This is a genomic window from Amycolatopsis sp. WQ 127309 (assembly GCF_023023025.1).
Taxonomy (GTDB): Bacteria; Actinomycetota; Actinomycetes; order Mycobacteriales; family Pseudonocardiaceae; genus Amycolatopsis.
On sequence record NZ_CP095481.1, the window covers coordinates 4790153 to 4805737 of the forward strand.

A 15585-nucleotide genomic window follows, 5' to 3' on the forward strand; every position below is an offset into this window, starting at 1 on the left:
CCTCAGTCGAGCTGCAATTCCGGGGAGTACATCTCGATCCAGTGGTACAGGTCGAGCAGCCGGTCCAGGCCGATGCGGGCACCCGGGTCCATGGTGGCCGAGTCCACTTCGGACACCCGGTGCGCCCAGGCCTTGTCGACCAGGCCGAACACCGCGTGGTTCGGCTCCGCGAGGACCTCCTTGACCTGCTGCTGCAGCGCCGCCGCGTAGCCCGGGTCCTGCGTCGAGGGGTACGGGCTCTTCACCCGCTGGGCCACCGACTCCGGGAGGACGTGCTTGGTCGCGTGCCGCAGGAGGCTCTTCTCGCGGCCGTCGAACGTCTTGAGCGACCACGGCGTGTTGTAGACGTACTCGACCAGCCGGTGGTCGCAGAACGGCACGCGGACCTCCAGGCCCACCGCCATCGACGCGCGGTCCTTGCGGTCGAGCAGCATCCGCACGAACCGCGTCAGGTGCAGGTTGCAGATCGTCCGCATCCGCGCTTCCTTCGCGGACTCGCCGTCGAGGTGGTCCACCGAAGAGACCGCCGTCGCGTACTGGTCCGCGATGTAGGTCTCGAGGTTGAGCTTGCGCACCAGCTCGGGCGTGTAGAGCGACGCCCGGTCCTCCATCATCGAGTTCCGGAACGCCAGCCACGGGAACGTGTCGGCGTTGACGGCCTTCTCGTCGTGGAACCAGCGGTAACCGCCGAACACCTCGTCGGCCGACTCGCCCGACAGGGCCACCGTCGACTCGCCGCGGATCGCCTTGAACAGCAGGTACAGCGACGTGTCCATGTCACCGAGGCCGGCCGGGATGTCGCGGGCCTTCAGCACCGCGCGTCGCACCGCCGGGTCGCTCAGCTCCGCCGGGTTCAGCATGACGTTCTGGTGCGCGGACCCGACCAGGTCGGCGACGTCGCGGATGTAGGGCGAGTCCGCGGTGTCGCGCATCTCGTCCGGCTTGAAGTTCTCCTCCTGGCCGAAGAAGTCGACGGAGAACGTCCGCAGCTGCTCGCCCTGCTCGGCGAGGTGGGGCGCGGCGAGGCCGGTGACGGCGCTGGAGTCCAGGCCGCCGGACAGCAGCACGCAACGCGGGACGTCGGCGACGAGCTGGCGGTGCACGATGTCGGTCATCAGCTCGCGGACGCGCTCGACCGTGGTCTCCTGGTCGTCCGTGTGCTGCTTGGCGTCGAGCTTCCAGTACGTGCGGGTGCGGATGCCCTCGCGCGACACGGTGACGATCGTGCCGGGCTGGACCTCCTCCATGTCCTTCCACAGCGACCAGCCGGGGCGCTTGGTGAACGCCATCAGCTCGCGCAGGCCGTCGGTGTCGACCACCTTCTTCGCGAGCGGGTTCGCGAGGATCGCCTTCGGCTCGGAGCCGAACAGCACGCCGTCGGCCGTCGGGTAGTAGTAGAACGGCTTGATGCCCATCCGGTCGCGGATCATCACGAGCCGGTCGTCGCGCTCGTCCCAGATCGCGAAGGCGTACATGCCGTTGAGGTGGTCGACGACCGCGTCGCCCCACTGCAGGTAGCCGTGCAGCACCACTTCGGTGTCGCTGTCGGTCTCCCACTTGTGGCCGAGCTTCGTGAGCTCGTCCTTCAGCTCGGTGAAGTTGTAGGCCTCACCGCTGTAGACCATCGCGACGTCGCCGTTCGGCGTGTGCACGGACATCGGCTGCCGGCCGCCGGGCAGGTCGATGATGGCGAGGCGCCGGTGGCCGAGCGCGACGTGCTTGCGCACCCAGGTACCGACGCCGTCCGGACCACGGCAGGCCATGGTCTCGGTCATGGCGTCCACGACGTCCTGCCGGCGCGTGAGGTCGGCGTCGTAGGAAACCCAGCCGGCGATACCGCACATACGGACCCCTCCAAGCTTTTACTTAGCTAGTACAACTATCGGTAACACAGGTGTAACACGGGGAGAACATCTTGTCTGCCCGAATTGCACGTTCCGCGCTCATTCGATCACGCAGTGTGCCGTGAGTCACTCACCAACCACGGCCACGCCGAGGTGAAGGCAAACGCTTGCGTGATCGGCGCCACCCGCCATAAAGACGGCGTAAATGCGCATCAGGACGGCGTTAACGCGCCGTCAGCCACCCTCCGCGGACGGCCGGAACGGCCGCACAGTTGGCCTCGTCCCTGGTCACCGAAAGCGGTGACCTGTCCTGAGAGGTGCCTAGTGGCCGACTTGCTGTACGCCGTTCTCCTGATCGGCATTTTCGTGGTTATCGCGCTGGCGCTGCGTGGCTTGGAGAAGCTGTGAGCGGCGCGGGCACCGTGGCCAACGTCGTCGGCGGACTGCTGGCGCTGGGCCTTCTCGTCTACCTGTTCGTCGCCTTGATCAGGCCGGAGAAATTCTGATGTCCGACACCGCGGCCGGGCTGGTCCAGCTCGGTCTCCTCCTCGTCGCCCTCGCCGTGGTTTACAAACCACTCGGCGACTACATGGCGCGCGTCTTCTCCACCGAGAAGCACCTGAAGCTCGAGAAGGGTCTCTACAAGCTCTTCCGCGTCAACCCGGACTCCGAGCAGCGGTGGCCGACCTACGCCGCCGGCGTGCTCGGCTTCTCGTTCGTCTCGGTCGTCCTGCTCTACCTGCTGCAACGGCTGCAGCCGATCCTGCCGTGGAGCCTGGGCCGCGGCTCGGTGAGCCCCGGCGTCGCGTTCAACACGGCGATCTCCTTCGTCACCAACACGAACTGGCAGTCCTACGTCCCCGAGACGACGATGGGCCACTTCGTGCAGATGGCCGGGCTCACCGTGCAGAACTTCCTGTCCGCGGGCGTCGGGCTGGCCGTCGCCATCGCGCTGACCCGCGGGTTCATCCGCTCGCGGACCGACCGGCTCGGCAACTTCTGGGTGGACCTCACGCGCGGCACCGTCCGCGTCCTGCTGCCGATGGCCTTCGTGTTCGCGCTCGTGCTGATCGCCCTCGGCGTCGTGCAGAGCCTCAAGGCGGGCGTCGCCGTCACCAACCCCGACGGCAGCCAGAGCACCATCGCGCTGGCCCCGGCGGCGAGCCAGGAGGCGATCAAGGAGCTCGGCACCAACGGCGGCGGCATCCTCAACGCCAACTCGGCGCACCCGTTCGAGAACCCCAACGTCTGGACGAACCTGATCGAGCTGTTCCTGATCCTGGTGATCCCGGTCAGCCTGACCCGCACGTTCGGCAAGCTCGTCGGCAAACCCAAGCAGGGGTACGTCCTGCTCGGCGTGATGAGCCTGCTCTGGGCCGCGTCGCTGGCGATCATCTGGTTCTCCGAGGCCAAGGCGAGCAACCCGGCCGCGCTGGCCGCCGGGGCGAGCATGGAGGGCAAGGAACAGCGGTTCGGCATCTCGAGCACGTCGATCTTCGCCGACACCACCACCGGCACGTCCACGGGCGCGATCAACGGCGCCCACGACAGCCTCTCGGGGCTCGGCGGCGGCGGTCCGCTGCTCAACATGCTCTACGGCGAGATCTCGCCGGGCGGCGTCGGCACCGGCCTCTACGGCATCCTCGTGATGGCGATCATCGCGATGTTCCTGGCCGGACTGATGGTCGGGCGGACGCCGGAGTACCTGGGCAAGAAGCTCGGCAAGCGCGAGGTCACCTGCGCGGCGATCTCGATGCTGGCCATGCCGCTGGTCGTGCTCCTGGGCAGCGGGATCGCCCTGATGCTGCCGGGCACGGCGGGCGCGCTCGGCAACAGCGGCGCGCACGGGCTGTCCGAAATCCTCTACGGCTACGCCTCGACCGGCAACAACAACGGCAGCGCGTTCGGCGGCCTGACGGCGACGAGCGACTGGTTCCAGTCGTCGTTCGGCGTCGCCATGGCGTTCGGCCGGTTCATCCCGATCGTCGCCGTGCTCTGCCTGGCCGGATCCCTGGCCGCGCAGCGGAAGGTCCCCGAAACGGCGGGGACGCTGCCCACCACCGGGCCGCTGTTCGCCACCATGCTCACCGGCACGGTGGTGCTCGTCGCGGCCCTCACGTTCATCCCGGCGCTCGCGCTCGGGCCCATCGCGGAGGCACTCGCATGACCGTCACCGAAGAACGACCTCAGGTGACCCACGAAGAGCACACCGGTCGCGTCGGCGCCGGGGTCTTCAGCCCCCGCCAGCTCTGGACGTCGCTGCCGGATGCCTTCAAGAAGCTCAACCCGAAGCACCAGCTCGCCAACCCGGTGATGTTCGTGGTGTGGGTCGGCTCGGCGCTGACCACCGTCTTCGCCGTCACCGACCCGAGCGTCTTCACCATCCTCATCGCGATCTGGCTGTGGTTCACGGTCATCTTCGCCAACCTCGCCGAGGCCGTCGCCGAAGGGCGCGGCAAGGCACAGGCGGAAAGCCTGCGGCGGTCGAAGAAGGAGACCGTCGCGCGGCGCCTCACCGCGAACGGCGACGAGGAGCAGGTGCCCGGCGCCGAACTGCGCGTCGGCGACCTCGTGGTCGTCGAGGCCGGCCAGGTGATCCCGGGTGACGGCGACGTCGTCGAGGGCATCGCGACCGTCGACGAGTCGGCCATCACCGGCGAGTCCGCGCCGGTCATCCGCGAGTCCGGCGGCGACCGCAGCGCCGTCACCGGCGGCACGACCGTGCTGAGCGACCGGGTCGTCGTGAAGATCACGACCAAGCCCGGTGAGTCCTTTGTGGACCGCATGATCGCGTTGGTGGAAGGTGCTTCCCGGCAGAAGACGCCGAACGAGATCGCGCTGACCATCCTGCTGGCCACGCTGACCATCATCTTCCTGCTCGCCGTCGTGGCGCTGCAGCCGATGGCCGGCTACTCCGGGTCCGAGCAGTCGGTGATCGTGCTGACGGCGTTGCTGGTCTGCCTCATCCCGACGACGATCGGCGCGCTGCTGTCCGCCATCGGCATCGCCGGGATGGACCGGCTCGTGCAGCGCAACGTCCTCGCGACGTCCGGCCGCGCGGTCGAGGCCGCGGGCGACGTCTCGACGCTGCTGCTCGACAAGACCGGCACCATCACCTTCGGCAACCGCCGGGCCACCGAGCTGATCCCGGTGGGATCGTCCACTCCGGACGACCTCGCCCGCGCGGCCCGGCTGGCCAGCCTCGCCGACGAAACGCCCGAGGGACGCAGCGTCGTCGAGCTGACCGCGGCCCACGCGGGTGACGACGTGCACGGCGAGTTCGTCCCGTTCACCGCGCAGACCCGGATGAGCGGCCTGGACGTCGGTGACCGGCGGATCCGCAAGGGTGCGGCGAGTGCCGTGCGCGCGTGGGTGCGCGACAACGGCGGGCAGTTCCCCGACGAGACCGAGCGCGTGGTCGACGAGATCAGCGCCCAGGGCGGCACTCCGCTGGTGGTCGCCGAAGACACCGTGGTGCACGGCGTGATCCGGCTGTCCGACGTCGTCAAGCCGGGCATGAAGGAGCGCTTCAAGGAACTGCGGGCGATGGGCATCAAGACGGTGATGATCACCGGCGACAACCCGCTCACCGCCAAGGCCATCGCGGCGGACGCCGGCGTCGACGACTACCTCGCCGAGGCCAAGCCCGAAGACAAGATGGCGCTCATCAAGAAGGAGCAGGAAGGCGGCCGGCTCGTCGCGATGACCGGCGACGGCACCAACGACGCCCCCGCGCTCGCGCAGTCCGACGTCGGCGTCGCGATGAACACCGGCACGTCCGCCGCGAAGGAGGCCGGCAACATGGTCGACCTCGACAGCGACCCGACGAAGCTGATCGAGATCGTCGAGATCGGCAAGCAGCTGCTGATCACCCGCGGCGCGTTGACGACGTTCAGCGTGGCGAACGACCTCGCGAAGTACTTCGCGATCCTGCCGGCGATGTTCACCGGCATCTTCGCCCAGCTCGGCGCGTTGAACATCATGCACCTGGCCACGCCGAAGTCGGCGATCCTCTCCGCGGTCATCTTCAACGCGCTGATCATCGTCGTGCTCATCCCGCTGGCCCTGCGCGGCGTGCGGTACAAGCCGTCGTCGGCCTCGGCCCTGCTGCGCCGCAACCTGCTTGTCTACGGCCTCGGCGGCATCGTCAGCCCCTTCCTCGGGATCTGGCTGATCGACCTGCTCGTGCGCCTCATCCCTGGAATCGGGTGACCTCGTGAACACTCTCGTCAAGCAGACCTGGGCCGGGCTGCGCGTCCTCATCGTGATGACGGTCCTGCTCGGGGTGATCTACCCCCTGGCCGTGTGGGCGATCGCCCGCATCCCCGGGCTGGAGGGCCACGCCGAAGGCTCGGTCGTCACGCAGAACGGCCAGGCCGTCGGGTCGTCGCTCATCGGCGTCGACCCGGTGCCCGCCGACCCGGCGCGCGACCCGTGGTTCCACAACCGGCCCTCGGCGCTCTCGAAGGACGCGCTCGGTCCCGGCGACCCGTCGACGTCCGGCGCGTCCAACAAGGGCCCGTACAACGAGGACCTCGTGAAGACCATCGGCGAGCGGAAGGACGCCATCGCGAAGCGGGAAGGCGTGTCACCCGATCAGGTACCGCCGGACGCGGTGACGGCGTCGGGTTCCGGGCTCGACCCGGCGATCAGCGTCGCCTACGCCGACCTCCAGATCGCCCGCGTCGCCCGGGTGACGGGGCTGCCCGCGGATCGGGTGAAGCAGCTCGTCGAAGCGAACACGTCGGGCGCCGGGATCGGTGTCCCCGGGGTGGATGTGCTCCAGCTCAACTTGGCCGTGCAAGGTGCGGCCGGAGGGGCACACTGACAGCGTGACCAGTACGAAGAAGCCGCGCCGGGGGGAGCTGAGGATCTACCTCGGCGCGGCTCCGGGCGTCGGCAAGACCTTCGCCATGCTCGGCGAGGCGCGGCGCCGGCTCGACCGCGGCACCGACGTCGTCGCCGGGCTGGTGGAGACGCACGGCCGCGAGAAGACCGCGGTGCTGCTCGAAGACCTCGAGATCGTGCCGCGCCGGCACGCCGAGCACCGCGGCCGCGCCTTCGAGGAGATGGACGTCGACGCCATCCTCGCCCGCGCGCCCGAGGTCGCCGTCGTCGACGAACTCGCGCACACCAACGTGCCGGGCTCACGCAACGCCAAGCGCTGGCAGGACGTCGAGGAGCTCCTGGAGGCCGGCATCGACGTGCTGTCCACCGTCAACGTGCAGCACCTGCAGAGCCTCAACGACGTCGTCGAGCGCATCACCGGCGTCACGCAGCAGGAGACCGTGCCCGACGAGGTCGTCCGCCGCGCCGAACAGCTCGAACTGGTCGACATCACGCCCGAGGCGCTGCGGCGGCGGCTCGCGCACGGCAACGTCTACCCGGCCGAGCGGATCGACGCCGCGCTCGGCAACTACTTCCGCCCCGGCAACCTCACCGCGCTGCGCGAGCTGGCCCTGCTCTGGGTGGCCGACCAGGTCGACGTCGCCCTGCAGCGCTACCGCGCCGAGCAGCAGATCACCGACACCTGGGAGGCGCGCGAACGCGTTGTCGTCTCCATCACCGGCGGGCCGGAGAGCGAGACGCTGATGCGCCGCGCCAGCCGGATCGCCACCCGCGCCGGCGCCGAACTGCAGGTCCTCCACATCCTGCGCGGCGACGGCCTGTCCGGGCTCGGCCCCACCGCGATCGCCCGCTGCCGCACGCTGGCCGAGGAGGTCGGCGCGACGTTCCACACCGTCGTCGGCGACGACGTCCCGACCGCGTTGCTGGACTTCGCCCGCGGCGTCAACGCGACCCAGCTGGTGATCGGCACGTCACGCCGTTCGCGCGTGGCGCGGCTGTTCGACGAGGGCATTGGCGCCACGGTGGTCCGCCAGTCCGGGCCCATCGACGTCCACATGGTCACCCACGCCGAGGCCGGCGGGCGGCTGCGAGCCCGGCTCGGCGCGAGCCCGCTGGGGTTCTCGCGGCTGGTCGCGGGCTGGGTGCTGAGCGTCGTGCTGCCGGTGCTGGTGACGGTCATCGGCCTGTTCGTGCGCACCGGGTTCGACTTCGCCACCGACGTGATTTCGTACGTGCTGGCCACGGTCGTCGTCGCGCTGGTCGGCGGCCTCGGCCCGGCGCTGGTCGCGGCCGTGCTCGGGGCCGGGCTGCTCAACTTCTTCTTCACGCCGCCGCTGTACACGCTCACCGTGCACACCCCGCAGAACCTCGTGACGCTGATCGCGATGGTCGTGGTCGCGGTGCTCGTCGCGCTGGTCGTCGACGCGGCCGCGCGCCGGGCGACGCAGGCGGCGCGGGCGCGGACCGAGGCGGCGCTGCTCGCCTCCTACGCGCGGACCGTGCTGACCCACGCGAACCCGATCGAGCGCCTGCTGGAGAAGGTCCGCGAGAACTTCGCGCTGACTTCGGTGACCCTGCTGGAAAAGCGCGAAGGCGCGTGGCAGGGCGTGGCGACCGCGGGGGAGCACCCGTGCGCCGACCCGGACGAGGCCGACGTCGACATCGCCGTCACCGCCGACGTCCACCTCACGCTGCGCGGGCGCGCGCTGCCGGCGGCCGACCGGCGGGTGCTGGAAGCCGTGGCCGGGCAGGCGCTATTGTCCCTGCGGCAGCAGCGCAGTGCCGACGCCGCGGCGAAAGCCGAGCGCAAGGCCGAGGCCACCGAGCTGCGCACGACGTTGCTTTCGGCCGTCGGGCACGACCTGCGGACGCCGTTGACGTCGATCAAGGCGTCCATCGGCAGCTTGCGCGCGCCCGACCTGCAACTGTCCGAAGAGGACACCGCGGAGCTGATGGAGGCCATCGAACTGTCCGCCGACCGGCTGGCCGGGCTGATCGACAACCTGCTGGATTCGTCGCGGCTGGCCACCGGCGCGGTGGTGCCGCTCCTGCGTCCGGTCGGCTACGACGAGGTCGTCGCGCACGCGCTGTCCAATGTGGACGCCTCCGGCGCGGTGGTCGTCGCGGTCGACGACCAGCTGCCGTCGGTGCTCGCCGATCCCGGCCTGCTGGAACGGGTGGTGGCGAACGTGCTGGACAACGCGCTGCGGCACGGCGGGGGCCGGGTGTCGGCCCGGGCCAGCGCCCACTCCGGCCACGTCGAGCTGCGGATCGTCGACCACGGCAAGGGCCTGCGGAAGGGGACGGCGGACTCGGCGTTCGCGCCGTTCCAGCGGCTCGGTGGCGACCGGGACGCGACACCGGGGGTCGGGCTCGGGCTGTCGGTGGCGAAGGGGTTCACCGAGGCGATGGGCGGCACGATCCGCGCCGAGGACACCCCGGGCGGCGGGCTCACGGTCGTCGTCTCCCTGCCCGCCGAGAGCGTCACGTACAAAGTCGAAGAGGGGGTGCGATGACCGACATCGGGGCCACCGTGCTGGTGGTGGACGACGAGCCGCAGATCGTGCGGGCACTGCGGATCAACCTCACCGCGCGCGGCTACAAGGTGATCACCGCCCACGACGGCACGGCCGCGCTCAAGGCCGTCGCGGAGACCAAGCCGGACGTCGTCGTGCTCGACCTCGGCCTGCCCGACCTCGACGGCACCGAGGTGATCGCCGGCCTGCGCGGCTGGACGACGGTCCCGATCATCGTCCTGTCCGCCCGCGGCGACTCGGCGGACAAGGTCCAGGCGCTCGACGCGGGCGCCGACGACTACGTCACCAAGCCGTTCGGCATGGACGAGCTGCTGGCGCGGCTGCGTGCGGCGGTCCGCCGCTCGGCGGTGGCGGGCGCCGACGACGTGGACGCGGTGGTGGACACGGCGTCGTTCAGCATCGACCTGGCGGCCAAGAAGGTCCGCCGCGACGGTCACGAGGTCCACCTGACCAAGACGGAGTGGGGCGTGCTGGAACTGCTGGTCCGCAACCGCGGCCGGCTGGTCGCGCAGAAGCAGCTGCTGCACGAGGTGTGGGGCCCGTCGTACGAGACGGAGTCCCACTACCTGCGGGTGTACCTGGCCCAGCTGCGGCGCAAGCTGGAGCCGGAACCCTCGCGGCCCCGCCACCTGCTGACGGAACCGGGCATGGGCTACCGCTTCGAGGCCTGACGCACGGCCCGTGTCACTGGGACCGGCCGAAGTCCGTGAATGCCACATTGAGGGAACTAGCGTCCCTCGATGTGGCATTCACGGACTTCGGGTCAGAGCAGGAAGGTCGGCTGGTCGGGGCAACGCGCCGGCGAAGCCGAACCGCGGTTTGGCCCAGGAACGACGAAGGCCACCGCCGCGGCGGTGGCCTTCGGGGACTTCGCGCTTACCTGGGCGTCGGCGACGTGCCGGTCGTGCTCACCGACGGTGCGCCCGACGAGCTGCCGCCACCGCCGGCCGGCGTGGTCGTGTCGGTCGGCGGGTCCGTCCGCGGCGACGTCGTGGTCGGCGGCGGCGTCGTCGGAGTGGTCGTCACCGGCGGTGGGGTCTTCGTCGTCGTCTTGGTCACCGGCGGTGGTGTGCTGCCCGGGCCGCCCGGCGGGGGCGTGTACGGGGGCGGCGGGGCGTGGGTGACGACCGTGGTGGTCGTCTTGCCGTCCGGGCTGACCGAGACCACCGTGGTCGGCGCGCTCGACGACTGCGTCTCCGTCGGCGGCGGCGGGCCGCCGAGGGTGGACGGGCCGCCCGGGGTCGGGGTGCCCGACACCGTCTGGACGCCGGCGGGCGAGGTGCCCTGGCCGCCCGGGGCGCCGGTGCCGCCCGCGGTGGTCGCGGGGGCCGGTCCGGCGAGCTCGGCGACGGCCGCGAACGCCGTCGCGACGACCAGCCCGGCCACCCCGAGCACGACGTACCCGGCGCGGTTCGGTTTGCTGCTCTTCGGCGGTGCGGTGGTGTCGATCCTGGTGATGCGTGAGCTCGAATCCGACCCGTCGGGGCGGGGCATAGAGGCTCCTAGAAGATCGGGGTGACTCCAAAACCTGCGGCTCGAGGTCGTCGAACGATCACTGCTTGCCCGAGCGGGGGAACCCGGGAGGGCGACCTCGGCGGGGAGATTATCACCGTCAGTGCCGCATTCGCCCAGGTAGGGAGCCCGCGTGATCACTGAGTGCAGTCAAACTGTCCGGAAAGGATGAACGTGTGAGTGAGGGACAAACGAACACCAGGATGACGGCGTGGGTCCGCGGGCGGGTGCAGGGCGTCGGTTTCCGCTGGTGGACGCGCAGCCGGGCGCTCGAGCTCGGTCTCGTCGGCAGTGCCCGCAACATGCCCGACGGTCGTGTCGAGGTCATAGCGGAGGGTGATCGCGACCACTGTGAGCGGCTGTTGGCCGTCCTCCGTTCCGGAGAATCACCCGGAAGTGTGGAGACCGTTGTCGAGCGCTGGTCCGACCCGAAAGGGGGGCTCAGCGGCTTCGCCGAGCGGTAGCCCGGGCCTTGGTACTTCCGGGGCGGGTGTGGCGCAGGAGGTTGCCGACGCCGATCACGCTGTGCTAAGGCGCGCCGGAGAGGGGGCGCGTCCGGCGGTCCCGGGACACCCCCAGGTAGCCTGGGACGATTGAAACGCCCGAACCGGCAGCCAGAGGGGTCAGCACCCAGTGCACCTGAAAAGCCTGACGCTCAAGGGCTTCAAGTCCTTCGCCTCGGCCACCACGCTGCGCTTCGAACCGGGCATCACCTGCGTGGTCGGCCCGAACGGCTCCGGCAAGTCCAACGTGCTGGATGCCCTGCGCTGGGTCATGGGCACCCAGGGCGCCAAGGACCTGCGCGGCGGCAAGATGGAGGACGTCATCTTCGCCGGCACCGCGGGCCGCGCCCCGCTCGGCCGCGCCGAGGTCACCCTCACCATCGACAACGCCGACGGCGCGCTGCCGATCGAGTACGGCGAGGTGTCGATCACCCGCCGGATGTTCCGCGACGGCGCCAGCGAGTACGAGATCAACGGCGACCGCTGCCGCCTGATGGACGTCCAGGAGCTGCTCTCGGACTCCGGTATCGGCCGCGAGATGCACGTCATCGTCGGGCAGGGCCAGCTCTCGGCGATCCTCGAGTCCAAGCCCGAGGAGCGCCGCGCCTTCATCGAAGAGGCCGCCGGCGTCCTCAAGCACCGCAAGCGCAAGGAACAGACCCTGCGCAAGCTGGCCAACATGCAGGGCAACCTCGACCGCCTCGGCGACCTCACCACCGAGCTGCGCCGTCAGCTCAAGCCGCTGGGCAAGCAGGCCGAGATCGCCCGCAAGGCCCAGTACGTCCAGTCCGAGCTGCGCGACTCCCGGCTGCGCCTGTTCGCCGACGACCTGGTCAGCCAGCGCGGCTCGATCGCGCGGGAAGAGGCCGACGAGAAGGTCGCCCGCCAGCGCCGCGCCGAGGTCGAGCAGACCCTCGAGATCGTCTCCGCCGAGGAGACCGAGCTGGAGTCGTCGCTGGCCGAGGACGCGCCGCTGCTGCAGAGCGCCCAGGAGACCTGGTACAAGCTGTCCGCGCTGGCCGAGCGCCTGCGCGGCACCGTCCGGCTGGCGATCGAGCGGCAGCGGCACCTCTCGGCCGACGTCGCCGCGCACACCGGCGGCCGCGACCCCGAAGAGCTGCTCGAAGAAGCCGAGCGCGTCGCCGAGCAGGAGGAAGAGCTCAACGAGGCCGTCATGGAGGCCCGGGAGCTGCTCGCCCAGACCGTGCTGCGGCGCGAAGACCTCGAACAGCGCGTCCAGGCCGCCGAGCGCGCGCACTGGGCCGCCGTCCGCGCCATCGCCGACCGCCGCGAGGGCATGGCCAAGCTGACCGGCCAGGTCGAGGCGCTGCGCAGCAAGAACGGCGCGACCACGGACGAGATCGACCGGCTCAGCGTCTCCATCGAGGAGTCCGCCGAGCGCGCCGAAATCGCCGACGAAGAGCTGGAAGAGGCCAAGGCCGAAGGCGGCGTCGAGGAGTCCGACGACTCCGGCCTGATGGCCCACCACGACCGCGCGGTCGAGGCCAACAACGCGGCCAAGGCGCGCGTCGAAGAGCTGGTCAAGGCCGAACGCACCGCCGAGCGCGAGATCGCGTCGGAGAAGGCCCGCGTCGAGGCGCTGTCCATGGGGCTCAAGCGCAAGGACGGCGCGGGCGCGCTGCTCGGCGCATCCCACGAGCTGCCGGGCCTGCTCGGCTCGGTCGCCGCGCTGCTGACCGTCGAGCCCGGTCACGAGGTCGCGCTGGCCGCGGCGCTCGGCCCGGTGGCCGACGCGGTCGCCGTCAGCGGCGGCGAAGACGCCCTGCGCGCCCTGAAGTACTTGAAGGACACGGACTCCGGCCGCGCGGGCATCGTGCTCGGCGCGTCCGAGTCCACTGTGGACACCTACTCCTGGCCCGCGCTGCCGGAAGGCGCGCGCTGGGCCCGCGAGGTCGTCTCCGCGCCGGCCCAGCTGCGGCCCGCCGTCGAGCAGGCGCTCGACAAGCTCGCCCTGGTCCGCGACCTCGAGTCGGCCCGGCGCCTGGTCGCCGCGCACCCGGACGTCCGCGCGGTCACGGCCGAGGGTGACGTCTTCGGCGCCCGCTGGGCGATCGGCGGCTCCAGCGCCCGCGAGAGCGTGATCGAGGTCCAGGCCGCCGTCGACGAGGCCGGGGTGCGGCTGCGCACGGCCGAACGCCAGGTGGAGCAGTACACGGCCGAGCTGGAAGGCGCCCGCGCCGAGCAGCAGGCCCGCCGCGAAGAGGTCTCCCAGGCCAAGGACGCCCTCGGCGACGCCAAGGTACGCAAGGCCCGCTCGTCGGAGCGGCTCAACCGGCTGCAGCAGGCCGCCCGCTCCGCGCAGGCCGAGGTCGAACGCCTCACCGGGCAGCGCGCGAAGGTCGAGCACAGCCGCATCCAGGCGCTGGCCCAGCTCGCCGGGCTGGAGGAACGCCTCGCCGCCGTCGCCGAGCAGCCCGTCGAGGACGACCCGGACACCGCCGAGCGCGACCAGGCCGTCGAAGAGCTGGCCGTCGTCCGGCAGGAGGAGATGGAGGCGCGGCTCGCGCAGCGCACCGCCGAGGAGCGGGCGCGCAGCATCGCGGGCCGGGCCGAAGGCCTCCGCCGCGCCGCCCACGCCGAGCAGCAGGCCCGTGAACGCGCCGAGCGCGCCGCCGCGGCCCGCAAGCACGGCGCGCGGATCGCCGACGCCGTCGTCGACGGCGGTGAGATCGCGCTCGAGCGCATCGAGCGCTCGGTCCAGCGCGCGGCCACCGAACGCGACCAGGTCCAGTCCCGGCGTCAAAGCCGCGAGTCCGCGCTCACCGGCGTCCGCGCCAAGGTCCGCGAGCTGACCGGCGAGCTGGAGAAGCTGACCGACGCCGTCCACCGCGACGAGGTCCAGCGCGCGGAGCAGCGGCTGCGGCTGGAGACCCTGGAAGCCAAGATCGCCGAGGACTTCGGCATCGGCCTCGCCGACCTGGTCCAGGAGTACGGCCCGGACGTCCCGGTACCGCCGAGCGCGGGCGAGACGGCCGAGTACGAGGCGGCCAAGGAGCGCGGCGAAGACGTCACCCCGCCGCCGCCGATGCCCTTCGACCGCGACACCCAGGCCCGCCGCGCCAAGCGCGCCGAGAAGGACCTTTCCCTGCTGGGCAAGGTGAACCCGCTCGCGCTGGAGGAGTTCGCGGCGCTGGAGGAGCGGTACAAGTTCCTTTCCACGCAGCTCGAGGACCTCCGGGACACCCGCAAGGACCTCGAGGCCGTGATCAAGCAGGTCGACGAGAAGATCCTCGAGGTCTTCGCCGGCGCCTACGCGGACGTGGCGCGCGAGTTCGAGACGGTGTTCAGCGTGCTCTTCCCCGGCGGCGAGGGCCGGATGGTCCTCACCCAGCCGGACGACCTGCTCGCCACCGGCGTCGACGTCGAGGCGCGCCCGCCGGGCAAGAAGGTCAAGCGGCTGTCGCTGCTCTCGGGTGGCGAGAAGTCGCTGGTCGCGGTGGGCATGCTGGTCGCGATCTTCCGCGCCCGCCCCTCACCCTTCTACGTCATGGACGAGGTCGAGGCGGCGCTGGACGACACCAACATGCGCCGGCTGATCGGCCTGCTGGAGCAGCTGCGCGACTCGTCCCAGCTGATCATCATCACCCACCAGAAGCCGACGATGGAGATCGCCGACGCGCTCTACGGCGTGAGCATGCAGGGCGACGGCATCACCAAGGTGATCTCGCAGCGCCTCCGCACCGCCGACGACGAACCGGTCGCGGTCGGCTGACGCTCGGCTTTCGCCGGGCCCTGGACGAACCAAGGCGGCCTTCGGTGCGTCTCACGCAACCGAGGCCGCCTTGGGATGCTTGCTAGCCGGCCACCCAGAAGGCGTAGTCGGCCGTGTAGTGGACCGCGGTCTGGGCGCCTTCCGCGCACGCCCCGGCCGGTGCGACACCGCCGCGGGTGTTCAAGCGCTGGACGTAGGTGACCTTGCCGAACACCCCGGTGCCGCTGTTGAGGTTCGCCTTGAGGAGCAGTTCCGGGATCGCGCCGTCACGCGGCGAGGTCGCCGCCGCGGCCGCGCCGACCGTGCTTCCGTCCACAGTGGATGTCCACACCGGACCCTTGCTGTGGATCGCCACCGGCTGACCGTGTTTCGACAGCACGGCCGCGGGCTGGATCAGCGCCCAGGCGCCGTTCGTGCAGCCGTAGATCTGGACACCGTCACCGGCGTACGTGGCGAGGGGCCGGTTGCCCGTCGGGACCTGGATCGCCACCGGGACCTTCGGGGTCGCCGTGGCGGCCGAAGCCGTCGCCGCGCCGCCGAGGGCCAGCGAGCCGACCGCGAGCGCAACCAAAATCCGTTTCATGTTCCCACCTTCGAATCCTCCCGCC

At 70.9% G+C, this 15585-nt stretch carries 11 protein-coding genes; 8 read left to right on the forward strand and 3 right to left on the reverse strand.

Going from position 1 to position 15585, the window contains the following annotated elements:
- Positions 1-2 precede the first annotated feature (2 nt).
- The gene (gene asnB, locus MUY22_RS22605; protein ID WP_247062297.1) at positions 3-1844 is read right to left on the reverse strand and encodes an asparagine synthase (glutamine-hydrolyzing); all 1842 of its coding nucleotides are present in this window, start codon (positions 1842-1844) and stop codon (positions 3-5) included.
- Between the two features lie 404 nt (positions 1845-2248).
- On the opposite strand from asnB, the gene kdpF reads away from it, so the two are divergent.
- Genes kdpF through MUY22_RS22635 form a run of 6 tightly spaced genes read left to right on the forward strand, consistent with a single transcriptional unit; the run spans position 2249 to position 9900 of the window.
- A complete protein-coding gene (gene kdpF, locus MUY22_RS22610; RefSeq protein WP_247062298.1) occupies positions 2249-2350 on the forward strand; it encodes a K(+)-transporting ATPase subunit F in 102 nt (33 codons plus the stop codon).
- Positions 2350-4011: a potassium-transporting ATPase subunit KdpA gene (gene kdpA, locus MUY22_RS22615; protein WP_247062299.1), complete on the forward strand. Its 1662-nt coding sequence runs from the start codon at positions 2350-2352 to the stop codon at positions 4009-4011. Before kdpF ends, kdpA begins: the two co-directional genes overlap by 1 nt.
- A complete protein-coding gene (gene kdpB / locus MUY22_RS22620; protein ID WP_247062300.1) occupies positions 4008-6056 on the forward strand; it encodes a potassium-transporting ATPase subunit KdpB in 2049 nt (682 codons plus the stop codon). The genes kdpA and kdpB overlap by 4 nt, the downstream gene beginning before the upstream one ends.
- Before the next feature lie 4 nt (positions 6057-6060).
- Positions 6061-6672: a potassium-transporting ATPase subunit C gene (locus MUY22_RS22625; protein ID WP_247062301.1), complete on the forward strand. Its 612-nt coding sequence runs from the start codon at positions 6061-6063 to the stop codon at positions 6670-6672.
- The gene (locus tag MUY22_RS22630) at positions 6620-9208 is read left to right on the forward strand and encodes a DUF4118 domain-containing protein (RefSeq protein WP_371827635.1); all 2589 of its coding nucleotides are present in this window, start codon (positions 6620-6622) and stop codon (positions 9206-9208) included. The genes MUY22_RS22625 and MUY22_RS22630 overlap by 53 nt, the downstream gene beginning before the upstream one ends.
- Entirely contained in the window at positions 9205-9900 is a 696-nt protein-coding gene (locus tag MUY22_RS22635; protein WP_247062303.1) for a response regulator, read from the forward strand. Before MUY22_RS22630 ends, MUY22_RS22635 begins: the two co-directional genes overlap by 4 nt.
- Positions 9901-10105: 205 nt before the next feature.
- Here the strand turns inward: MUY22_RS22635 and MUY22_RS22640 are convergent, their stop codons facing one another.
- Entirely contained in the window at positions 10106-10723 is a 618-nt protein-coding gene (locus tag MUY22_RS22640; RefSeq protein WP_247062304.1) for a hypothetical protein, read from the reverse strand.
- A 221-nt stretch (positions 10724-10944) separates the two neighbouring features.
- Between MUY22_RS22640 and MUY22_RS22645 the strand changes: the two genes are divergently transcribed.
- Both MUY22_RS22645 and smc read left to right on the forward strand, forming a co-directional pair.
- Positions 10945-11205, forward strand: coding sequence for an acylphosphatase (locus tag MUY22_RS22645; protein WP_247064053.1), 261 nt, complete (start codon positions 10945-10947; stop codon positions 11203-11205).
- Between the two features lie 169 nt (positions 11206-11374).
- Entirely contained in the window at positions 11375-14977 is a 3603-nt protein-coding gene (gene smc, locus MUY22_RS22650) for a chromosome segregation protein SMC (protein WP_247062306.1), read from the forward strand.
- Between the two features lie 82 nt (positions 14978-15059).
- Here the strand turns inward: smc and MUY22_RS22655 are convergent, their stop codons facing one another.
- On the reverse strand, positions 15060-15560 hold the full coding sequence (locus MUY22_RS22655) for a DUF3455 domain-containing protein (RefSeq protein ID WP_247062307.1): 501 nt from the start codon (positions 15558-15560) through the stop codon (positions 15060-15062).
- Between the last annotated feature and the right edge of the window lie 25 nt (positions 15561-15585).